23 protein-coding genes are annotated in these 23,125 nt (G+C 45.5%); 13 read left to right on the top strand and 10 right to left on the bottom strand.

All coding sequences use genetic code 11. From position 1 onward, the window contains the following. Window positions 1–60: 60 nt before the first annotated feature. Complete coding sequence (acs, locus tag QZX97_RS03495; protein ID WP_295653668.1) at window positions 61–1,968, bottom strand: acetate--CoA ligase; 1,908 nt, start codon at window positions 1,966–1,968, stop codon at window positions 61–63. A 78-nt stretch (window positions 1,969–2,046) separates the two neighbouring features. On the opposite strand from acs, the gene QZX97_RS03490 reads away from it, so the two are divergent. The 9 genes from QZX97_RS03490 to QZX97_RS03450 all read left to right on the top strand — a co-directional run bounded on the left by QZX97_RS03490 (window position 2,047) and on the right by QZX97_RS03450 (window position 8,562). Then, entirely contained in the window at window positions 2,047–2,286 is a 240-nt protein-coding gene (locus tag QZX97_RS03490; protein WP_295653666.1) for a hypothetical protein, read from the top strand. A 187-nt stretch (window positions 2,287–2,473) separates the two neighbouring features. After that, a complete protein-coding gene (locus tag QZX97_RS03485) occupies window positions 2,474–2,794 on the top strand; it encodes a hypothetical protein (protein WP_295653665.1) in 321 nt (106 codons plus the stop codon). Between the two features lie 111 nt (window positions 2,795–2,905). Then, window positions 2,906–3,139 carry a 50S ribosomal protein L28 gene (rpmB, locus tag QZX97_RS03480; protein ID WP_219489437.1) on the top strand — a complete coding sequence of 78 codons (234 nt, stop codon included), beginning with the start codon at window positions 2,906–2,908 and terminating at the stop codon, window positions 3,137–3,139. A gap of 87 nt (window positions 3,140–3,226) precedes the next feature. Then, entirely contained in the window at window positions 3,227–3,409 is a 183-nt protein-coding gene (gene rpmG, locus QZX97_RS03475) for a 50S ribosomal protein L33 (RefSeq protein WP_022830075.1), read from the top strand. Between the two features lie 115 nt (window positions 3,410–3,524). Further along, on the top strand, window positions 3,525–3,689 hold the full coding sequence (locus QZX97_RS03470; RefSeq protein ID WP_295653664.1) for a DUF4295 domain-containing protein: 165 nt from the start codon (window positions 3,525–3,527) through the stop codon (window positions 3,687–3,689). A 72-nt stretch (window positions 3,690–3,761) separates the two neighbouring features. Continuing rightward, on the top strand, window positions 3,762–4,730 hold the full coding sequence (gene ftsY / locus QZX97_RS03465; RefSeq protein ID WP_295653662.1) for a signal recognition particle-docking protein FtsY: 969 nt from the start codon (window positions 3,762–3,764) through the stop codon (window positions 4,728–4,730). Between the two features lie 157 nt (window positions 4,731–4,887). Then, window positions 4,888–6,222, top strand: coding sequence for a 30S ribosomal protein S12 methylthiotransferase RimO (rimO, locus tag QZX97_RS03460; protein ID WP_295653661.1), 1,335 nt, complete (start codon window positions 4,888–4,890; stop codon window positions 6,220–6,222). Between the two features lie 46 nt (window positions 6,223–6,268). After that, complete coding sequence (gene bshC, locus QZX97_RS03455; protein WP_295653658.1) at window positions 6,269–7,870, top strand: bacillithiol biosynthesis cysteine-adding enzyme BshC; 1,602 nt, start codon at window positions 6,269–6,271, stop codon at window positions 7,868–7,870. Window positions 7,871–7,911: 41 nt separating this feature from the next. Beyond that, window positions 7,912–8,562, top strand: a complete 651-nt coding sequence (locus QZX97_RS03450; protein ID WP_295653657.1) for a hypothetical protein — start codon at window positions 7,912–7,914, stop codon at window positions 8,560–8,562. A 95-nt stretch (window positions 8,563–8,657) separates the two neighbouring features. On the opposite strand, the gene QZX97_RS03445 is transcribed toward QZX97_RS03450, so the two are convergent. Beyond that, window positions 8,658–9,071, bottom strand: coding sequence for an SRPBCC family protein (locus tag QZX97_RS03445; RefSeq protein WP_295664171.1), 414 nt, complete (start codon window positions 9,069–9,071; stop codon window positions 8,658–8,660). 433 nt (window positions 9,072–9,504) lie between these two features. Between QZX97_RS03445 and QZX97_RS03440 the strand changes: the two genes are divergently transcribed. Continuing rightward, window positions 9,505–10,581 (top strand): Ldh family oxidoreductase, encoded by a 1,077-nt coding sequence (locus QZX97_RS03440; protein WP_295653653.1) that lies wholly within the window; start codon window positions 9,505–9,507, stop codon window positions 10,579–10,581. Between the two features lie 79 nt (window positions 10,582–10,660). Here QZX97_RS03440 and lepB read toward each other — a convergent pair whose 3' ends face one another. Genes lepB through QZX97_RS03415 form a run of 5 tightly spaced genes read right to left on the bottom strand, consistent with a single transcriptional unit; the run spans window position 10,661 to window position 15,320 of the window. After that, a complete protein-coding gene (gene lepB / locus QZX97_RS03435) occupies window positions 10,661–12,130 on the bottom strand; it encodes a signal peptidase I (protein ID WP_295653651.1) in 1,470 nt (489 codons plus the stop codon). A 26-nt stretch (window positions 12,131–12,156) separates the two neighbouring features. Further along, entirely contained in the window at window positions 12,157–12,912 is a 756-nt protein-coding gene (dapB, locus tag QZX97_RS03430; protein ID WP_295653649.1) for a 4-hydroxy-tetrahydrodipicolinate reductase, read from the bottom strand. Continuing rightward, entirely contained in the window at window positions 12,909–13,586 is a 678-nt protein-coding gene (locus tag QZX97_RS03425; RefSeq protein ID WP_295653647.1) for a DUF5683 domain-containing protein, read from the bottom strand. Before QZX97_RS03425 ends, dapB begins: the two co-directional genes overlap by 4 nt. Before the next feature lie 2 nt (window positions 13,587–13,588). Further along, window positions 13,589–14,506, bottom strand: coding sequence for a ParB/RepB/Spo0J family partition protein (locus QZX97_RS03420; protein WP_295653644.1), 918 nt, complete (start codon window positions 14,504–14,506; stop codon window positions 13,589–13,591). 7 nt (window positions 14,507–14,513) lie between these two features. Continuing rightward, window positions 14,514–15,320 (bottom strand): AAA family ATPase, encoded by an 807-nt coding sequence (locus QZX97_RS03415; RefSeq protein WP_295653642.1) that lies wholly within the window; start codon window positions 15,318–15,320, stop codon window positions 14,514–14,516. 158 nt (window positions 15,321–15,478) lie between these two features. Here QZX97_RS03415 and QZX97_RS03410 point away from each other — a divergent pair, with 158 nt between their 5' ends. Continuing rightward, window positions 15,479–16,000: an NAD(P)H-dependent oxidoreductase gene (locus tag QZX97_RS03410; protein WP_295653640.1), complete on the top strand. Its 522-nt coding sequence runs from the start codon at window positions 15,479–15,481 to the stop codon at window positions 15,998–16,000. 152 nt (window positions 16,001–16,152) lie between these two features. Here QZX97_RS03410 and QZX97_RS03405 read toward each other — a convergent pair whose 3' ends face one another. Continuing rightward, window positions 16,153–16,845, bottom strand: coding sequence for a VIT1/CCC1 transporter family protein (locus QZX97_RS03405; protein WP_295653638.1), 693 nt, complete (start codon window positions 16,843–16,845; stop codon window positions 16,153–16,155). 100 nt (window positions 16,846–16,945) lie between these two features. Between QZX97_RS03405 and QZX97_RS03400 the strand changes: the two genes are divergently transcribed. Beyond that, the gene (locus QZX97_RS03400) at window positions 16,946–19,024 is read left to right on the top strand and encodes a TonB-dependent receptor (protein WP_295653637.1); all 2,079 of its coding nucleotides are present in this window, start codon (window positions 16,946–16,948) and stop codon (window positions 19,022–19,024) included. A 489-nt stretch (window positions 19,025–19,513) separates the two neighbouring features. On the opposite strand, the gene QZX97_RS03395 is transcribed toward QZX97_RS03400, so the two are convergent. Further along, entirely contained in the window at window positions 19,514–20,449 is a 936-nt protein-coding gene (locus QZX97_RS03395; RefSeq protein WP_295653635.1) for a cobalamin-binding protein, read from the bottom strand. Window positions 20,450–20,621: 172 nt separating this feature from the next. Between QZX97_RS03395 and QZX97_RS03390 the strand changes: the two genes are divergently transcribed. Further along, on the top strand, window positions 20,622–22,532 hold the full coding sequence (locus QZX97_RS03390) for a gliding motility-associated C-terminal domain-containing protein (protein WP_295653633.1): 1,911 nt from the start codon (window positions 20,622–20,624) through the stop codon (window positions 22,530–22,532). Here the strand turns inward: QZX97_RS03390 and QZX97_RS03385 are convergent, their stop codons facing one another. Next, on the bottom strand, window positions 22,533–23,072 hold the full coding sequence (locus QZX97_RS03385; protein ID WP_295653631.1) for a C40 family peptidase: 540 nt from the start codon (window positions 23,070–23,072) through the stop codon (window positions 22,533–22,535). Between the last annotated feature and the right edge of the window lie 53 nt (window positions 23,073–23,125).

Below are 23,125 nucleotides of genomic sequence, written 5' to 3'. Positions count from 1 at the left end.
GTTAGATGTCTTCAATAAACATCTAATTATGGATTTGGTTTTCACCAATAAAAAAATGAACTACAAGGCGCCGGATTTTATCTCTTCTACTACATTCGGGTCCAACAAAGTCGAGGTATCACCCAGATTTGATGTTTCGCCTTCGGCTATTTTGCGCAATATGCGGCGCATTATTTTGCCCGAGCGTGTCTTCGGCAAACCGCTAACAAACTGAATTTTATCCGGCCGGGCAATGGCGCCTATGATACGGGTAACCGTCATGGCGATATCCTTGCGGGTCAGTTCGTCGTCGCCATGTTTTTCGGGGCAAACCACAAAGGCGTATACGCCTTGCCCCTTGATATCGTGCGGGTAACCCACCACGGCCGATTCGACCACGCTGGAGTGCATATTGATGGCGTTCTCCACTTCGGCGGTGCCGATGCGGTGGCCCGATACGTTCAATACATCATCTACACGGCCGGTAATGCGGTAATAACCATCCTCATCGCGCAAGCAGCCGTCGCCTGTAAAGTACAGGTTTTCATAAGTGGCAAAGTAGGCAGTACGGCAACGTTCGTGGTCGCCGTAGGTGGTGCGGATCATGCCCGGCCATGGGAACTTGATGCACAGGTTACCGCTTACCCCGTTACCTGTAATTTCCTTGCCGTTCTCGTCCACCAATAACGGTTGTATCCCCGGCAAGGGTAAAGTGGCAAAACTTGGTTTGGTTTTGGTAACCCCGGCAATGGGCGATATCATGATGCCGCCGGTTTCGGTTTGCCACCAGGTATCCACAATGGGGCAATGGCCGTGGCCTATCTTTTCATCAAACCAATGCCATGCTTCTTCGTTTATCGGCTCGCCTACTGAGCCTAATTTGGTCAAGGTGCTCAGGTCTTTACCTCTTAACATATCGTCGCCAAAACTCATTAACGAGCGGATGGCCGTTGGCGCGGTGTACAGGATGTTTACTTTATGTTTGTCCACCACGTCCCAAAAACGGCCGGCATCGGGGTAGGTTGGTATACCTTCAAACATCAGGGTGGTTGCGCCTTGTGATAGCGGGCCATATACAATATACGAGTGCCCGGTTATCCAGCCGATATCGGCTGTACAGAAATATACTTCGCCGGGGTTGTACTGGAAAACGTTGGCAAAAGTGTATCCTGCGTAAACCATGTAGCCACCGCAGGTGTGTACCACGCCTTTTGGTTTGCCGGTTGAGCCGGAGGTATATAAGATGAACAACATATCCTCGGCATCCATTTCCTCGGCGGCGAATGTGAGGTTGCCTTGCGTTTCTACTTTTTTCACTTCATCTTCCCACCAAACGTCACGGCCTTTTATCATCGATACAGCCGTCCGGCTGCGGGTGAGCACAATTACTTTTTTTACCGAAGGGCATTGTACCAAGGCATCGTCGATCACGGTTTTTAAGGGGATATCTTTAGCTCCGCGGAAACCGCCGTCGGCAGTTATCACTAAGGAGCAGGTGGCGTCCAAAATACGGTCGGCAATGGATTGGGCAGAAAAACCACCAAACACTACGGAATGGATGGCACCAATCCTCGCGCAAGCCAAAACTGCTATGGCCAGTTCGGGCACCATGGGCATATAAATGCAGATACGGTCTCCTTTTTTAACGCCGTTGTTTTTTAGCACATTGGCAAACTGGCAAACTTTGTCGTGCAATTGGCGGTAGGTTAATACGCGGTGGTCGTCGTTCGGGTCGTTAGGCTCCCAAATGATAGCGGGCTTATCACCCGACTTTTCGAGGTGCCTGTCCAAACAGTTCTCGGTTATATTGAGTTTTGCCCCCTGGAACCATTTTACGTTAGGTTCCTTAAAGTTCCACTCCAGGGTTTTGTCCCATTTTTTCTTCCACAAAAAAGTGTCGGCAATGCCGTCCCAAAACTGCTCGGGTTGTTCGACACTTTGTTTATAAACGCGTTCGTATTCTTCGAAAGAGGATATTTTCAGGCTCATTACAGGTATAATTTGGAAAGGCTGAAATTAGTAATTTCTCACTAAACGAGTATATAAAAAATTGTAACTTTAACACATATGAAGTTAAACCAAATTTTGTTGATGGCTGTCGTGTTGTTTGTTTCGTGCAGGAATCAGACGGCGAAAAAAGTCTTGTTGTTGGACATTGATGTGTTAAATGGAAACGTAAAAGAAGTTGTTGAACAAACAGGAGCAAGTATTTATAAAGCGGATTTTGATAAAAAAGGCGATTTGAAGCAAACCTGGAATAAGGTCCTCCTTACTTGGTCAGATAAGAGTGGTAATAGATACATATAAAACATCATACACTTCGATATATAACCGTAGCGGATTAAAGATTGCGATAATACCGAGCAGCCCTGGCGATAACCAAAAATCAGAATGGCTAATAGACAAAAACGGTCGTATAACAGATTTTATCCCTAAAATAGCAGATACCCCATACCATTGTAAAGGACATAATAAATATAACAATCAAGGAGACTTGATAGAATCTAAACGCGACTTTTGCACACACCGGGCATCTTTAATAGATAAATACACTTACAACGAAAAACACTTTTTAATAAAATCAACCTTTTCAGAAGACCGGGATTTGGTTAGTAAAACTGAATATCAATACCTGCAGTTCGACTCACACAATAATTGGATAAAAAGGATTCAGCATGGCACTTTCTATGATTCATATGATAGCGTGATTGCAAACCATCATAACCCGAAAGGCGATTCGACTGCAAATGGCAAAGAATATAATATCCAGAGCCTATCAACCGACACGACCACCCGCAAAATCACCTATTATTAGCCTCTTTTATCTTTTTTAAATTATTTTGAAAACGGTATTGCCTTTTCAACTTAATTTCCTGATATTTGCCAACTCTTTTTGGAAAAGGGTTTAATTAAAATTGATTTAGTCATGTCAAGAATTTGTGATCTAACAGGAAAAAGCTCGATGAACGGCTTTAACGTTTCAAACTCGAACGTTAAAACAAAGCGTAGGTTTCATCCCAACCTGCAAACAAAAAAGTTTTATATACCGGAAGAAGATAAGTGGATCACTTTAAAAGTATCTGCCGCTGCTATCAAAACCATCAGCAAAAACGGTATCACTGCCTGTATCAACAAATTTGTTAAAACAGGCTCTATATAACTTAGTTATTAAGTTATTGGTTACTAAGTTTTTTTAGCTTGATAACCCGATAACTAAATAACCCAATAACTAAATAACAACAAAGCAATGGCAAAGAAAGGCAACAGGGTTCAGGTAATATTAGAGTGTACAGAGCATAAAACCAGCGGTATGCCGGGTATGTCGCGTTACATCACTACCAAGAACAAGAAAAACACCACCGAGCGTTTGGAATTGAAAAAATTCAACCCGGTTTTACGTAAAGTTACTGTACATAAGGAAATCAAGTAGTTAACTTAGTTATTAAGTTATTTGGTTACTAAGTTATTGCACCTTTAATACAGCAACAATCTTTTTAACAACTCAATAACCTAATAACTCAATAACACAATAACATAACAAAGAAATGGCAAAGAAAGTAGTTGCAACCCTGAATACAGGTAAAGGTAAAGAATACTCGAAAGTTATCACAATGGCAAAATCGCCAAAAACAGGTGCTTACTCGTTTAAAGAAGTAATTGTGCATAATGACCTGATCAAAGATGCCATTGCTGAAGGTACAAAAGGATAATAATTTGTTTTAAATACATACAAAAGCCGTTCCGCTATACAGGAAGGGCTTTTTTTGTTAATTGCAATCCGGATGGGATTATTCGATTTTTTTAAGAAAAAGGAAAGCAGCCCGCAAGAGCAGGAAGCGCTGGATACCGGTTTGGAGAAAACCAAGGAAAACTTTTTTTCGAAAATTACCAAGGCCGTTGCAGGCAAATCCACCGTTGACGATGATGTGCTGGATGATTTGGAAGAAGTATTGGTTACCTCCGACGTGGGTGTGGCTACTACCCTCAAGATCATCGAACGCATACAGGCCCGGGTTGCCCGCGATAAATACCTGGGCACATCCGAACTGAACAACCTGCTGCGCGAAGAAATACAGGAACTGCTGGCCGAAAACAACAGCAATGATTTCAACAATTTTGAATATGGCAACCACAAACCCTACGTCATCATGGTGGTGGGTGTTAATGGTGTGGGTAAAACTACTACCATTGGCAAACTGGCGCATAAGCTAAAAGCGGCAGGCAATAAAGTGGTAATTGGCGCGGCCGATACCTTTAGGGCGGCCGCGGTGGACCAGATACAGCTTTGGGGCGAACGCATTGGCGTACGTGTAGTGGCACAGCCTATGGGGTCTGACCCGGCATCGGTAGCTTTTGATACCTTGAAATCGGCGGTGGCGAATGGCGAAGACGTGGCAATCATTGATACCGCCGGCCGTTTGCACAACAAGGTAAACCTGATGAACGAGCTGACCAAGATCAAAAATGTGATGCAAAAGGTAGTGCCCGATGCGCCGCATGAGATATTATTGGTATTGGATGCCTCGACAGGGCAAAATGCTATTGAGCAATGCAAACAGTTTACCCAGGCCACCGATGTGAATGCTTTGGCCCTCACAAAGCTGGATGGTACGGCCAAGGGTGGTGTGGTAATTGGTATATCGGATCAGTTTAAAATACCGGTGAAGTATATCGGGGTTGGTGAAGGGGTGAATGATTTGCAATTGTTTGATAGGCTGGCGTTCGTAGACAGTCTATTCAAACATCAATAAATAATTAAAGCGTCATTGCGTATCTCCGACATGTCATTGCGAGGAGTGCTTCTATCAGCACGACGTGGCAATCACTGAAAAAGGTCTGGAACTATGCAGGGCGCGAATATCCGCAGAGATTGCCGCGCTGCGCTCGCAATGACATAATTGAATTAACATGAAAACTAAGAGCATAAGTAAGCCTATAATAACCGCCAAACCTCGTGTCAATGTTGTCACACTTGGCTGTTCGAAGAATATTTATGACTCCGAAGTACTCATGGGCCAACTGAAAGGCAATGCCTTTAATGTGGTGCACGAGGATCAAAACCTCCGTAACGACGATATCATCGTGATCAATACCTGCGGTTTTATTGATAACGCCAAACAGGAATCGATCGATACCATACTGCAATACAGCGAGCTGAAGGAACAAGGTAAGGTAGGCAAGGTGATCGTTACCGGCTGCTTATCCGAACGTTACAAACCTGAGCTGGAGGCCGAAATTACCAACATCGATAATTACTTTGGTACCAACGACCTGCAAAATTTACTGCACAGCGTGGGCGCCGATTATAAGCACGAACTGATAGGTGAACGTTTGCTCACTACCCCATCGCACTTTGCGTACTTCAAAATTGCCGAGGGTTGTAACCGCCCCTGCTCTTTCTGTGCCATCCCGCTGATGCGGGGCAAACATGCTTCCACACCGATGGAGCAATTGGTGAGCAATGCGCAAAGTTTGGCCAAGAACGGTACAAAAGAACTGATATTGATTGCCCAGGACCTGACCTACTATGGCCTCGACCTTTACGGGAAACGTAACCTGGACGAGTTACTGCGCCGCTTAAGCGATGTGAACGGTATCGAGTGGATACGTTTGCAATACGCCTACCCTTCCGGCTTCCCGATGGAGATATTGGACGTGATTAACGAGCGCGATAACGTTTGCAAATATTTGGATATGCCCTTGCAGCACATCAGCGATGATATGCTGAAATCGATGCGCCGTGGCATCACAAAACAAAAAACTATCGACCTGGTGAATGCCATACGCGATAAGGTGCCTAACCTCGCCTTGCGCACCACGCTCATCACCGGCTATCCCGGCGAAACGGAGCAGGATTTTGAAGAGATGCTGCAATGGGTGGAAGATTCCCGTTTCGACCGTTTGGGGTGCTTTACCTATTCGCATGAAGAAAAAACACATGCACATAGTTTGGTTGACGATGTGCCCGAGCAAGTAAAGCAAGACCGTGTTGACGCCATCATGGAAGTTCAGCAAGGTATATCGTTTGATAAGAACCAGGAAAAGATAGGCCAAACCTATAAAGTGCTCATCGATAAAAAGGATGGCGGTTACTTTGTGGGCCGCACACAATTTGATTCGCCCGAGGTGGATAACGAGGTTTTGATAGATGCTGCATCACAATATGCCACCGTTGGCAGCTTTGTGAACGTGAAGATCGACAACGCCGAGGACTTTGACCTTTATGGAAATATTGTAAAATAAGTTATAATTGACGGGTTTTTAACTTATTGCTTTTACATTTGAGCCGATGGACGCCCACTGTATCAATTATTCGGACACCGGTTTTTTTTCGAAAACCATTTTACAATACCTGGATAACGACCCTGCCCTACAACCATTTTACCACAACCGGCCTGGTCTGGACGGTTTTGCCAAACAAATTGAAGAGCGGAAATACAATGCCGACCGAAATGTATTAGCTGATGTTTTAAAAGAGCAGTACGCTTCGATTTCGGATTTCGAATTTTCAATTTCGAATTTAGTTCGGAGCAATATTGAATTGCTTAAATTGGATAACACCTATACTATTACTACGGGGCACCAGCTCAATATATTTACCGGTCCGCTGTATTTTGTTTTTAAGATTGTGACGGCCATTAAGCTGTCGCGGGAACTGAAAGCGGCTTTTCCGGCTAAAAACTTTGTGCCGGTTTACTGGATGGCATCCGAGGACCATGACTTTGACGAGATAAACCATACCAACGCGGGCGGCAAAAAGATAGAGTGGAAACTGGACGCTGTTGGCGCGACGGGCCGCTTATCCACCAAAAGCATCCGCGAAGCGCTGAACCAATACAAAGGCATTTTAGGCCTGGGCGGTAATGCCGCTGAATTAGCTGAACTGGTGGAGGCCGCCTATACCAAATTTGATAAACTGGCCGATGCCACCCGCTATTTGGTGAACGCGCTGTTCGGGCAATATGGTTTGGTGATTTTGGATGCGGATGATGCGCGATTGAAAAAACAGTTCGCGCCTATTATCGAAAAAGACATTATAGGCCAGCATAGTTTTAAAAATATATCGGGTACCATACCCGCGCTGCAAAAGTTAGGCGCGCATATACAGGTCAATCCACGCGAGATCAACTTCTTTTACCTGACCGACACCCTGCGCGAACGTATTGTTTTTGAGCATGGCGTGTACGCAGTTTTAAATTCGGACATCAAATTTACCGAGCGGGAACTGCGCGATGAGATAGATGAACATCCCGAAAGGTTTAGCCCGAATGTGGTGATGCGGCCGCTTTACCAGGAAGTGGTGCTGCCCAACCTGGCTTATATTGGCGGTGGCGGCGAATTTGCTTACTGGCTTGAGCTGAAAGCCAATTTCGATTTTTATGGGGTTGATTTCCCGATACTGATCTTGCGCAACTCGGGGTTGATCGTAGATAAAAAGTCGGCTGATAAATGGAAGAAGACGGGTTTTGGCATAGCCGACCTGTTTAAACCCACCGAGGTGTTAAAGACCGAATGGGTAAAACAGCATACCCAAACTGACCTGAGCATCAGCAAGGAGTGGTTTGAACTGCAACATATTTTTGATGGCCTGAAACAGCGTGCCGCTGAAATAGACCCAACATTGGCTCCATCAACCGAGGCGATACAGTCGCGCTTAAAACACGCTATGGATAACTTAGAGCGCAAGTTGCTTAAAGCAGAAAAGCGTAAGCACGAGGTGAGCCTTTCGCATATCGAACATATCAAAAACCAGCTCTTCCCCAATGGCGGCCTGCAGGAACGGAGTGAAAATATCGCGTTGTTTTATGTGGCTTACGGCCAGCAACTGATCGATGACCTGATAGAGAAATTTGAGCCTTTGGCATTTAAGTTTGCGGTGATTACGGAATAGTTATTTAACTATATTTACTCTGCGCTAATTGCGGAAGCGGAATGAATCAAGTAATGATTATTTTTAAAATCAAAAAGATGGGAAACAAAATTCAAACGGCATTGAAAATTCTAATTTTTACGCTGTTGATTATACAGTGTAGTTTATGCTTTTCACAGGTTAATGATTTTGATGGTAAACCTAAGACTTTCTGTTGGACATATGATCATAATAATGATAGCTTCCTTTGGTTAGGATGTATTATCTATTCAAAAGAAGTTTATGGTCAAGTTAGGTGGGATGATAAAAAATTCTTTTTAGAGGTTACTGGAACATTCCAAAAAAATGCCAGCATTCCAGGCGATATTAATAGCTCAATCGAAGCTTACATAAAAAAGAACAAAAAGATCGATTTCACCTCACCCAAAGCAACACTTTTCCTTGACCGTTTTGTAAAGAATACTAATATTGTTATGGGTTTAATTTTTGAACCTGTTGAATCAGACAATTCAGTTAATGCCATGAAAGCTTTGGAGAATAAAATATTGAAAGATCCAAGCCTTTCGACTATATACAAATCTTATATCCCTGAACATCAGGACATGAGCATTTTATCTTCGGGTGAAGGAATTGCATTATATTTTCAGATGGCCTATTATTTAACAACATTAGATGATAAAAAAAACATACAAACCATTAAAGCTTTGTTGTAGAGAGTAAATTGACCCCATTTAGTTCAGATTTATAATATCTATCGTAGACCACCTATCGTGCAGAGGTTGCTTCGTTCCTCGCAATGACGCGGTGGTTAGTTCTCCTCCACATACTTCTTAAAATTATCCATAATGGCCTGCCAGCCGCCGCGCTGCATTTCGATGGGATTTTGCGTTTCCGGGTCGAAGGTTTCGGTTACGGTGGTTTGGTCGTCATCATCGGACGCGAAGGTGATGATGACTTTGCGGCCATCGCCTAAGCTGTAGGTGATCAGTTTATGGTCGATCACTTTATCGTACACGCCGGCAAACTCAAAGCTAAAGCTGCCATCTTTGGCGGCCATGGTGGCGCTGAACTTACCGCCTGTGCGCGGGTCGTTGGTGGCGGCGGGGCAATGCCAGTCGGGCGAGGCGAAGTTCCATTGGGTGATGTGCTCGGGCAACGTCCACATTTGCCATACGATCTCGATGGGCGCGTTTACGGTGGCTTGTACGGTGATTGGTTCCATATGGGGTGGTGATTTGTTGAGCGAGTTTACGGATTAATGTTTGAAAGTTGAAATGTTGGAAGGTTTTAAAGTTGGATATTTCGTTAGAATTTGCTATATTGTATGGAATAGCGAGTTGTGAATGGTGAGCGGTGAATAGAGTGAAAAGTTTTTTAAAAATACCTGTTTTTACCTGTTTTTTGGAAAGCGGGAAGCTTGAAGCACGAAGCCGGAAGCAAAATAAGTTCTTTGAAATATACCCATAAATACCCATGTTTTTGGCGGTTGTCATTGCGAGGTACAAAGCAATCACAGAGAAAGGTGTGGAAGCGACATGGTGCCGAAATATCAATTCGAGACCTATCCGCAGGGATTGCCACACTCGCGCTCGCAATGACAAAATAAAAAACACTTATAAATACCCATGAGAAAAACATAAAGCTAACTTTGCCGCATGACTTTTTCGGAACCTGAATTAAGGACTTTTACGGAGGAAATATTTTTGGCCATGGGCTGTAGCAACGCGCATGCGCATTTGGCTGCCGATGTGCTGCTACGCGCCGATATGCGGGGCATCGACTCGCATGGTGTGGCACGTTTAAGCGGCTACGTGCGCCTTTGGGAAAAGAAACGCATCAATACCACACCCGATATCAAAATAGTACACGAGACGCCTACCACGGCCACGGTTGACGGTGATGCCGGGCTGGGCTTGGTGGTAGCGCCCTTCGCCATGCAGGTTGCGATGGAAAAGGCAGCGCAATACGGCTCGGGATGGGTAGCGATACGCAATTCCAACCATTTTGGTATTGCGGGCTACCATGCCTTGTTAGCTGTAGAAAAAGATATGATCGGCTATACCATGACGAATGCCAGTCCGCTGGTGGCGCCCACCTTCTCGAACGAGCGGATGCTGGGCACAAACCCGATATGTTACGCTTTCCCCGCGGGCAAGTACCCGCCCGTGGTGGTAGATATGGCGACTTCGGCGGCAGCCAACGGCAAACTGGAAATAGCCCAACGCGCGGGCAAACCCGTGCCGGAAGGCTGGATACAGGATAAATCGGGGAATTTTACCACCGACCCGCACGCGCTAAAAACCGGCGGTTCGTTGTTGCCCCTGGGCAGCGACAGAGAACATGGCAGCCATAAAGGTTTTGGGTTGAGCGCTACAGTGGATATTTTATCGGCAGTGCTTTCGGGCGCTAATTATGGACCTTGGGTGCCGCCTTTCGTTTCGTTTTTGGATCCACCCGACGACCCGGTAGGTTTGGGCATCGGTCATTTTTTAGGTGCGATGCGGGTGGATGGCTTCAGGCCGATAGATGAGTTTAAGGCCAATATGGACAACTGGATACATCGTTTTAAATCGGCGCAGCCGATTAATGCAAACCAACCCGTCATCATCCCCGGCGAGCCTGAACTGGAAGCCGAAATTGAGCGGAAAAAGAATGGCATCCCGTTGGTGAACGCGGTGGTGAAGGATTTGAATGTGCTGGCGGAAAGGTTCGGGATAGAGAAACTAATGTAAGAGGGAAGACGGAAAATGGAAGATGTGAAAAGAGCATATCCTCACACATCTTCCATCTTACATTTTACATCTTCCCTTATCAATGTATCCCCCTGAACAGCCTGCTCCAGCGTATTTTGTTGAGGAAACCGCCGTTATCGTCCCAACTCATCCAGATGAAGAGGGCCTTTCCAACAATATGATCTTCGGGAACGAAGCCCCAGAAGCGTGAGTCTTCACTGTCGTGGCGGTTATCGCCCATCATCCAGTAATAGTTCATTTTAAAGGTGTAGGTATCGGTTTTAACGCCGTTTATGAAAATATCGTTGCCTTTTATCACCAGCTTATTGCCTTCGTACACTTCAATGCAGCGGCCATAAACAGGTAAGGTAAGGCTATCCAGTTTTACTGTCCAACCGGCTTTGGGTACAATTATCGGCCCAAAGTTATCTACGTTCCATTTGTAATCGGGCATTTTATGCAGCACGTAAAACTTAGGGTATTTATCGGGAAATACCGGGTACATCGGGTCGTCGGCATAGCCCTGTGTTATTTTTGGTGAAACCGACTTGATATACGAATAGCCCCTTAATGTATTTGCCGATTCCTGCGTCATGCTGGCGCCGGGAACCTGATCATAAAAAGTGATTTTAAGCTCCTCGTTTACTTTGGAGTTGATCTGCTCTTCGGTTTTTGTAGCGATATCATAATTCATTTGTTCGCCGGGTGGGTTTGGCGCGGCCTTGCCATTTACATACACCTGCGCCCCTACTACTTTCAAGGTATCGCCGGGAATGCCCTGACAGCGTTTGATATAGTTTTCGCGCTTATCTACCGGGCGGTACAACGGTGAGTCGGCATCCATGGGGTAGTTAAATACTACCACATCGCCGCGTTTAACTTCGCTAAGTCCCGGTAAACGGTGGTAAGGCAGTTCCCAGCCATCCCAATAGGCCTTGGTATTTAGCAAAGGCATGGTATGGTGTGCAAACGGAAAGGCGATAGGCGTCATGGGTGTGCGCGGGCCGTAGTTTACCTTGCTCACAAACAGAAAGTCGCCAACTAACAGCGAGCGCTCCATGGATGGTGTTGGGATGGTATAGGCTTCGATGAAGAAGGAACGTATGAGAGTAGCAGCGATGACCGCGAAAATGATAGCCTCAGTCCACTCCTGTCCGGATGATTTTTTTAGATGAGCCTTATGTTTTTCTTTAAACTCAGGGTTGCATGATGCCCCAATAAATTTGGTTTCTTTGTCTGTGCCCCATTTTGGTAAAAAGTAGAAACCAAATATTATTCCGGCTGCCCATTCAGACAGTTTGAATTTCCCATAGCATTTAAAAAAATCGATAGCTATGCCAATAGCGAACAGCAAATTTATGCCCGGGATAAGCATGAGTATGATCCACCACTTTGGCTTCTCGCTTATTTCTATCATGATATAGAAATTGACCAGCGGTATAATGGCCAACCAGCCCGGTTTATTGGCTTTTTCGAATAGTTTCCATAAACCGAAGCACGGGAGTGCGTAGAGCAATATAAATGCTAAAATAAATCCTACTATATTCACAATATTGTTTCTTAATTATTTATAAATCACTTAGCGTCAAAATTAAACATATCCTTTGCAGTAAAAAATCCTTTTTTACCTTGTATCCATTCGGCGGCCAGTACAGCACCAAGTGCAAAGCCCGAGCGGTTATGCGCGGTATGTTTAAATTCGATGGTATCAATTTCCGAATCGTATATTACGGTATGGGTGCCGGGCACGCTATCTATCCGCAACGATTCGATGAGTAATTGATCAGGTTTTAATTGGTCCAATATATCGCTGTTATCGTTCTTATCCAGCGTGTTTACCCATTCGTTTTTGGTATCGAGATTGTCGATTATACCCTCGGCTATCGTCATGGCTGTACCGCTTGGCGAATCGAGCTTTTGGGTATGGTGTATCTCCTCAACCTGTACATCGTAGTACGGGTATTTATTCATCAATTTGGCCAGCACTTCGTTTACGTGGAAAAACACGTTTACCCCCACGCTAAAGTTAGACGCATAGATGAGCGCGTTGTTACTGTCCAAACAGCTATCTTTTATTTGTTGGAGTTGGCCGTACCAACCGGTAGTACCTACCACAATGGGCACACCGGCTTCAAAGCATTTTTTGATGTTGCCCAAAACCGTGTCGGGCGTGCTGAACTCGATGGCTACATCGGCTTTTTGCAGATTTTCGACGGTCAGGTCGTCCAAATTATCGTGGTCGATTGTTAAAACGATTTGATGATGGCGGTCGGTAGCGATCTTCTCGATCATCTTGCCCATTTTACCGTATCCTAATAAAGCGATCTTCATTTTAATAAAAACGTAATTTTTAAACCGGGCGTAAATGTAGTATTAAAATTTGAAGCCAAAACAGGCTGATTTATCATTGTTGGCGTAACTTTAAAACTCAGGTTATCGTCCATACTATAAGAATGGATAAATTTGGCTTCCACATAAGCATCTACCATGTTAATGCCCCATACACCTACAATACCAAAGGCGGAAAGGTCACGGTTGCGCCTTAGCTGATCTTTATAGTCGTATATGGTTTGGTTTGGGATATTGATTATACTACTGCCCTGATAGCTCTTTATTGGTTCCGGTCCTTGCTCGCCATACTCGCGCCATTGCGACTCCGCCAAAAAAAGATTATAGTCGCGTCCGTTCGATATTAAATTGATAACCAGTGCCGTAAGGCCGCCATACAATGCCGGCAGGCGCCACCACAAGCCATGTCTGTTGTAAATTTGTCCCCAACCCGGAAATATAAGCGAACGCATCACGGCCGTGTGCGGGCTATGCGTGCTGTCGGGATGATCGGCAAGGTCTTTTTTTATTTTTGGTTTGAATGGTTTTGAGGTTACGGAATCTTTTTTACGCTGCTGTTCCGCTTTTTTATTTTGATGCAACAATGTGTCGGGCACCTGCGCTTTCGCGGATGAGCAAACCAATAAAAATATGAACAAGAACAGATACCTATACATGTTTACCAATCCAGCATTTCGAGGATGCGGCCAAGGTCGTCTTGCGATAAAAACGGTATTTCAATCGCGCCTTTGCCATCATCATCCAACTTCAATTTTACACGCGCCCCAAATTTGGAAGCCAGATCATCCTGAATTTTTTGCACCTGGAACGATAATGGTTCCGGCTTTTTGCCTTCTTTTCTTGGTACAGCACGTTGCAGATGGCGGGCCATCTCTTCAACTTTACGTACCGACAAGCCATTTTGGATGATCTGTTTGTGGAGATATAACTGCGCGGCAGGGTCATTTATTGTGATGAGTGCTTTTGCATGGCCCATACTGATCTGCCCATCGCGGATGGAAGCCTGTATACCGGGCGGCAATTTCAACAAACGCAGGTAGTTGGTAACGGTAGAACGGTTTTTGCTTACACGGTCGCCAAGCTCTTCCTGTTTCAGGTTGCACTCTTCCATCATACGCTGAAAGCTTAAGGCTACCTCAATGGCGTTCAGGTCTTGTCGTTGTATGTTCTCGATCAGCGCCATTTCGAGCATCTGCTGATCGTTGGCGGTGCGGATATAAGCCGGTATTTGTGTCAGGCCCGCTATTTTTGACGCGCGTAAACGGCGCTCGCCCGATATGAGCTGGTATTTGTTAGCACTTACTTTACGTACCGTGATGGGCTGTATCAAGCCCTGCAGTTTGATTGAGTCGGCCAACTCGCCCAAGGCCATCTCATCAAATTCGGTACGGGGTTGAAAAGGGTTTACTTCAATCTCACTTATCCTGATTTCGTTAACCGAGCCCAATTCATTTACAGTTGGGTTTGGATTACCGGCAACACCTCTGCCGGTATTAGCAGGAGCTGTACCAACATTATCATCGTTTAACAATGCACCCAAGCCACGGCCTAACGCGTTTCTTTTTTCTGAACTCATCTATTCTTTATTCTACAATTTGGGTAGTAACGTTATCCTCGGCTTTAACGAGGCCGTTATTACGCACTATTTCGCGGGCAAGGTTAAGGTAATTGATAGCGCCCTTGCTGTTGGCATCGTGCATGATGACCGATACCCCAAAACTCGGGGCTTCGCTTAAGCGGGTATTGCGTTGTATAATGGTTTCGAAAACGAGGTTCTCGAAATGTGTTTTTACTTCTTCAACCACCTGATTGGACAAGCGCAGGCGCACATCGTACATGGTGAGCAAAATACCTTCTATCTCCAAATCCGGGTTCAACCTGTTTTGAACTATTTTAATGGTATTCAATAATTTGCCCAAACCTTCTAACGCGAAGTATTCGCATTGCACGGGTATGATCACCGAATCGGCAGCCGATAAGGCATTAATCGTAATCAAACCCAATGACGGGGAGCAATCGATGATGATAAAGTCATAATCGTCCCTTACCATATCCAGCACCGCCTTCATTTTGTATTCGCGGTTGGTAAGGTTGATCATTTCTATCTCGGCACCTACCAGGTCGATGTGGGCGGGCAACAGGTCGAGGTTTGGCGTTTCTGTTTTTTGAATAGCTTCACGCGGGTCAATATCATTGATAATGCACTCGTAAATGCTGTTCTTAATGGTACGCGGATCGAACCCGATGCCCGACGTTGAATTGGCCTGGGGGTCGGCATCAACCAATAAAGTTTTATACTCCAACACGGCCAGGCTGGCAGCGAGGTTTATAGATGATGTAGTTTTACCAACACCGCCCTTTTGATTGGCTAAAGCAATAATTTTACTCATTGTGTGTAATTAATTTAAACGCGGAAAAGGCTGTATCTTTGTGCCGGAAAATAAACAGGGGAGTCTATTTTTCGGAGTCTTTTATCCGGGCTAAAGATACAAAATTATCTAATCAGGCAATCGAAACCTTTAGCTAAATACTAACATAGTTTACACAAATGGTTACTATTATTGCGGGCACCAACAGGCCCAAAAGTTCGACGTTAAAGGTTGCAAAGTATTATCAAAAATTATTGGAGCAAAAAGGGGTTACCGCCCATGTGCTTTCGCTGACGGAGCTGCCCGACGATGTCATCGTTAGCGACCAATTTGGCAAGCGCAGTGTGGCCTTCCAAAAGATTCAACAACAAATAACCGATACCAGCAAGTTTATTTTTGTGATACCTGAATATAACGGCAGTTTTCCGGGGGTGTTAAAGGTATTTATAGATGCCTGCGATTTTCCGGGCAGTTTTTATGATAAGAAGTCTGCTTTGGTGGGCATATCATCGGGCAAATACGGCAATATCAGGGGAATCGACCATTTTACAGGTGTTTGCAATTACATGAATTTGCATGTGATGCCGTTGAAGATTCACATCACCAACGTAAAGGAGGAGTTGGATGCCGACGCCGACTTGTTTAAAGAAGACACCCTTAAATTTGTGAACGAGCAGTTAGATAAGTTTATTAAATTTTGAGCTTAAAGCCGAAAGCATAAAGCTTAAAGCGGGTTAAAATCATCTATGTAAAAGCTTTGTATTTTGAGCTTAAAGCGGAAAGCATAAGGCTTAAAGCGAAATGAACAACGTCAATATAAAAAGCCTTTAGCTTTGTGCCTTAAGCTTTCAGCTCACTTCGCGTTTATCATCCTGGCTACTAAAAATGCCGCTGCTGCTGCCAAAGCACCAATAACCACTACTTTTAACGCACCTGTAACCGGTGGCTGGCCTGTTACTTTGCTTTTAAAGAAGCCGAATATAAATAAACAGATGAGGGTTACGCCGCATGAGTAGTATAGTGCTTGTTGTGAATTATTGATAAAAAAATATGGCGATAAAGGAATTATACCACCAACAATATATGATACCCCAATGGTAAAGGCACTCTTGGCTGCGCGGTTGGCTTCGGGTTTTTCGAGGCCGAGCTCAAAACGCATCATAAAGTCGACCCACTTGTCCTTGTCTTTAGCCATCTCGTCGGCTATTTCATTTTGCAGCGCTTCGGACATGCCAAAACCGGCGAATACTTCTTTTACTTCAGCTTTTTCCTGTTCGGGGATGCGTTCCACCTCGGCATACTCGCGGGCCAGTTCGGAGTTGTAATGGTCAACATCGGTACGGCCTGCCAAAAAGCCACCTAATCCCATGGCAATGGAACCGGCAACAATTTCGGCTATACCGGCAACCACAACAATGGACGATGAACTAACCGCGCCCGATAAACCTGCCGCCAAAGCAAAAGGCACGGTTAAACCGTCGGACATGCCAATAACAATATCGCGTATGGTATCTGTGCTTTGTAAATGCTGTTCGTGATGATGCATGGCTAAAATTAAGAAGCTTTATTTAAAACGGCAACGCGCGGCGCTTATTCAGTATGAGTCTTAATAGCTATATTTGTATCAGTATCATCAATCTAACCATTTGAAAGAAATTTTTACGTTCATCTTTCTGCTATCACTTGCCCCTGTTTATGCTCAAAACAGGCCTGACTCTTCCAATACCGACACCTCCAAAAAGCTTACCCAAGTAACCGTACGCGGCTATCTTTCCGAAAGGCCTTTGCTCAATACCCCTGCTTCGGTAGGTGTATTAAGCGCGCAGCAATTGCATTTGCAAACCGATAATTCGTTGGTGAACGCTATGAATACCGTGCCGGGTGTGCGGATGGAAGAGCGTTCGCCGGGGAGTTACCGTTTGTCGATACGGGGAAGTTTGCTGCGGTCGCCCTTTGGGGTGCGCGATGTAAAGATATATTTTGATGAGATGCCGCTAACCGATGCCGGTGGCAATACTTACCTCAACGCCATCGACTTTAACAGCGTGCAGGGTGTTGAGATTTTGAAAGGCCCCGACGGCAGTTTGTTTGGCGCAAACTCGGGCGGGGTGGTTTTGCTGAGCCCGGTGAACAAATACAGTACCGGCGATTTTGCAAGCGGAGGTGTTGATTTTGGCTCGAACCAATTGGTGCATGAGAACACGGCATTTCAGCAACAGCGTGGTAATAACCAACTCAATATTAATCAGGCCTACGAGAGTTATAGCGGCTACCGGCAAAACAGCAGTATGCAACGCAATTTTTTTATGGTGGACGACCAATTGCGTTATGGCGATGCAAATAAGATAAAGGCTATTGGCTTTTACTCGGACCTTTATTACCAAACGCCCGGCGGTTTAACCTTGGCGCAAATGATGGCCGACCCCTCGCAGGCGAGGCTGGCCACGCCTACCATTGCCAGCGCGCAGGCGCTTAATGCGCATATCGAAAGCAAAATGATATACGGCGGCTTAGTTAACGAGGCCAAATTCAGCGATAACCTGCGCAACGTGCTGACGGTGTTTGGCACGCATGTCGACTTTTTGAACCCCTCATTTACGGTGTACGAGCAGCGGGCGGAAAGTACGTTGGGCTTTCGTACCTATTTTGAGCTGTCGGCAAAAAAGGCCGACCCGCTACATTGGAAATTGAATCTGGGTTTTGAGTGGGAACAGACCAACTCCACAATTGGCGATTATGGCAACCATTTGGGTAATAAAGACACCACCCAAACCCGCGACAATATCAACACCAATCAAAACTTTGTTTTTACCCGTTTTACGGCCAACCTCAACAAACAACTCTTACTGGAAGCGGCTTTGAGTCTGAATAAATACAGCTATCAATTCGAGAATTTATATCCCTTAAACCAAACCGCATTTGCCAACCGCCCCTTCGATGCGCAGCTAATGCCGAGGCTGGCACTGGCTTATTCCATCACCAATAACTTTGTGTGGCGGGCATCGCTAAGCCGGGGTTACTCTGCCCCTGCCACGGGCGAGATACACCCTACCGACCACAGCATTAACACCACTTTGCAAGCCGAAGACGGCTGGAACTATGAAACGGGCTTCCGCTTGCAAAATGCAAATGAAAGCGCTTTTTTGGATGCCTCGGTGTTTTATTATGATTTGAACAATACTATTGTGCCGCGGCAAAACCCCAACGGCACTACGTATTATGTAAACGCCGGTGGTACCAACCAGCCGGGTTTTGAATTGTACTTTACGGACTGGCTCATCGGCCAAAACAGTACCGGTTTTGTGCGCGGGCTGCAACTGAACGAGAGCTATACCTACAGCGCTTTTACCTTTCGGGATTATGGGGACGGGGTGAACAATTACTCGGGCAATAACCTTACAGGCGTGCCTCGCCAGGTGGCGGTTACCAGTTTTAACCTGTTGCTGCCGCAGCAACTGTACTTTTTTATACAGCATAACTTTACGGATAAACTGCCGCTTAACGATGCCAACACGGTATATGCCAGCAGCTATAACCTGCTCGAAATAAAGTTGGGCTGGAAACATACACTCAACACCAAAACCCGCATCGAAATATTTGCCGGCGGCGACAACCTGCTGAACCAGCAATACAGCTTGGGCAACGATATCAATGCGGCTGCCAGTCGTTACTATAACCCGGCGCCATTGCGCAATTATTTTGCGGGGATGAGTGTGAGGTTTTGAGGGTGGTAAATTTTGAAAAAGCGGGTAAATTTTCTTACCTTGTGTGTGATTGGGATTGCACCGATTGTAAGTGATTGCACTGATTTTTATTAAAATATTTCTTACAATTTCCCCCCTGCTTTGAGTGGCAGTTGCAGTGGTGAGTGGCAGTGAGAAAGATAGGGTCTTTAAAAATACCTACTTTTACCCCCCCGTGTTTGAGTAGCAGTTGCAGTGGTGAGTGGCAGTAAGAAAGAAAGGTTCTTTAAAAATACCTACTTTTTCCCCCCGGTTTTGGCAAAGCGCAGAGGGCGCGGCGCAAAGCGTGTGGAGATGATTATTTGAAAAAACCTACTTTTACCCCCCCCCACTCAAGGATTGAATGATTGATTGACTGAATGATTGAATAAAGTTAGTTCTTTAATATACCTACTTTTACCCCCCTGCCCTGTTAGCCACCAGGAAATGAAAAATATACATTTTAGATGCAAAACATTGTAATACAAGGTATTATATCGAAAACCTCATCCAACCATTGCCTTCGTAGCCGAAGATGAACTGTTTGGGGTTGATGATCTCTGCGAGGATCTCGATGGAGTCGACGATACGGGGGCCGGAGCGGTTGAAATATTGGTTGCCATCGGCAATGTAAAGGTGGTTGTTTTTTACGGCCTTCATGTCGGCAAATCCCGGCAAGGAGAGCATGACGTTGATCTCTTTTAGCGTGCGTTGGATATCGAAGCCGCAGGGGGTGATGATAATGATGTCGGGGTCGGCAGCTTGCAGAGTTTCCCAGGTGATAAAGGGCGAGTGCTTGCCATTAACGGCCAAAACGGATGTACCGCCGGCTATATCGACCATTTCGGGAACCCAATTACCGGCTACCATGAGCGGTTCCATCCATTCGATACAGGCTACGGTGGGTTTATTATTTATGTATTTTAACTTATGGCGGATAATATCTATGCGTTCTTCGAGGCTTTCGATGAGCAGCTTGCCACGTTCGGGAACGTTGAGCTTTTTGGCGATAAGGATGATGTCGGAAAAAATATCGCCGAGGGTATTGGGTTGTACGGATATGATCTCGGCTTGTTTATCGAGCAGGTTTTCGAGGGCCAGTTCAACATCCTTTAGGCTTACGGCACATACCTCGCACTGGGCTTGGGTAAGTACAATGTCGGGGTTAAGTTGTTTGATGACCTCCTGGTTGATGGTATAAATGGAAAGAGCATCGGTAAGTATTTCTTTTACCTGTCGGTCAATCTCTTTACTGCTTTCGGCGGGCATAAACCTTACGTCCGAGCATTGCGGCAAACGCTTAACTGATTCGGGATAATCGCACTCGTGCGAACAGCCAACGAGGTTTTGTTCGAGGCCCAGGGCACAAACAATTTCGGTGGTTGCTGCCAATAATGAAACAATTTTCTTTTGGGGCGTTATATACATCGGGGCAAATGTACAAACAAAAACAAATGCGGCAGGTTAAAGGCAACAAAAGGTGCAAAAAGCCTGTATAACGTATATTAATTAACATTGGGCCTTAAAATGGGGATAACTTTTTAACCGATAACCATCGCTTAGGTTTATTTTTGCTACGGTGCGGATACTCTGATTTTTAATGAAGGCTGTTATATTTATTTGGGGAATTGTGATGTGTATGCTGCTTACTTCGGTGAGTGTTGCGCAGACATGTACAGGCAGCCTTGGCGACCCGGTAGTACATATCGATTTTGGATCCGGAACCAATGTACAGGGACCCGCATTGCCATCCGGTATTACTACCTATAGTTATGTGACCGGCAAACCTAACGACGGACAATATACCATAGCAAGCTCGACCGCGGGCATGTTCAGCAGTTGGTTTGTGGTGAACAGCGACCATACCGGTAATGCCGGTGGATACATGATGATAGCCAACGCGTCATATACTCCGGACGTATTTTATATCGACACCATTAAAGGGCTTTGCCCTTCCACCACTTACGAATTTGCAGCCTGGGTAATGAACCTGAACATGGTGGAGGCTGCTACTGCCAAGTTCAGTTTACCTAACATTACGTTCAGCATCGAACTCTCCAATGGTACGGTTTTACAAACCTATTCAACCGGTAATATACCACAAACCACCAGCCCTACCTGGATACAGTATGGTTTGACTTTCGCCACACCATCAAACCAGAACACGGTTATTGTAAAGATGACCAATAACGCGCCGGGTGGCGCAGGCAACGATATTTTGCTGGACGATATCACCTTCAGACCCTGTGGCCCTATTATGGTTACGGGGTTTGGTTCGGCGGCATCGTCAACTTATAACAACTGTACAGCCAACCCTCAAAAAGATACACTGAGTGCACATGTTTCGACAGGCTACGTGACCCCGGCCTATAAATGGCAACTGAACACGGGCAGCGGCTGGACTGATATACCGGGCGCTCTTGGCACGCAGTACATATTTAATCAGCCAACCGCTGTGGGCACCTATCAATACCGGCTTGCCAGTGCCGAAGCGGCCAATATCAGCACATCAAACTGTTTGGCGGTATCAAATATCACCACGCTTACGGTAACACAAACGCCGGGGGCAACAGCATCTGCCAACGGGCCCATATTGTGCGAGGGGCAAACCTTAAATTTAAGCGCCACGGGCGGGTCATCCTATAGCTGGACAAACCCGGCCGGCGTTGTGTTTAGTACAGCGCAAAACCCAAGTATCAGCAATATCGCGCTAACGCAACAAGGCAAGTACACGGTTACCGCCAGCCTTAACGGTTGCAGCAGCCAGGCCAGTGTTACCATTAGCGTGCAGCCGAAAATTACTGCAAAAGTTAATGCCGATACCACCATTTGTTTGGGCGGGAGCGCTAAACTGACCGCGAGCGGCGGCTTTCGATATTTGTGGAGCCCTTCAACCGGGCTATCGAACGATACGATTGCCAACCCTGTTGCTACGCCAACTGTTACGACAACTTATACCGTTATAGCTACCAATGCCAATTGCAGCAGTTCGGTAACGGTGAATGTGATACAACCGCCGGTTATCAGTGCCGGAGGGAACAAAAAGATAATTGAAGGCCAAATTGTGAAGTTGAGCGCTACTGCCACGGGAACTAACCTGAAGTATTTATGGACACCGTCGACGTATTTAGACAATCCAAATGTATTGACCCCAAATGCCTCGCCGCCAACGGATATAACTTATACCCTGCATGTAACATCGCCCTGTACAACGGTAAGCGATACGGCACAGGTAAAAGTGTATAAAAAGATAGTGATACCGAGCGTATTTTCGCCAAATGCGGATGGCATAAACGATACCTGGTACATCATAGGATTAGACGCTTACTCCGAAAGTTTGCTAACTGTTTACACACGCAGCGGGCAGAAAGTATTTACCAATATTGGCGGCAGCATTGCCTGGGATGGCACCTACAACGGAAAATTACTACCTGATGGAGTTTATTACTATGTTATCGACCTGAAAAACTCGACCCCAATGCTGTCGGGCTATATTACAATTTTGAAGTAGTTAAGCCGCGTCGTTTTGCTTTAGCAAACGGATGATCTGCACAAAGCGGCGCCGATATTTTTTATCCATGGCTGTGATGGTTACCGCATGCTCTTTACCGGATGTTGAATGGATAAACGTGGTTTCGTTGTTTTGGTTGCTTACGATGATACCGATATGGCCTATTTTGCGGCTACGCTTACTGGTGCCGGTAAACAGTATCACATCGCCGGGCTTTGCATCCTGCAACAATATTTTTTCGCCGTACGATATAAACTCGCATGATGAACGCGGAACCGGTATGTTGAAGTTTTTAAAGACATAGCTTACAAAACCCGAGCAATCGAAACCGTACAGCGGATTTGACGAAGCGAAGTGATAGTGCGTGCCCAGTAAAGTTTGGGCGAAGGACAGCAATTCTTCGGGACAAAGGGAGGATGACTGGTCATCGCCGGCTACGGTTTTTGTATGGTTAACGGGTTTATCAAAAGCCGATGCATACAAGTGCAGGGTACTTAAACAGATAATGGCAGCTAAAAGGGGAAGTTTTAGTTTCGTCATATATACTTTGCTCGCAAGTTATTGCTTTTACGTTTTTGAGCAAAGTAAGGTTG

Source organism: uncultured Mucilaginibacter sp. (genome assembly GCF_903893715.1).
GTDB lineage: Bacteria > Bacteroidota > Bacteroidia > Sphingobacteriales > Sphingobacteriaceae > Mucilaginibacter.
Note: the sequence above shows the minus strand (reverse complement) of the source record. Positions and strands in the feature narration are given on the sequence as shown.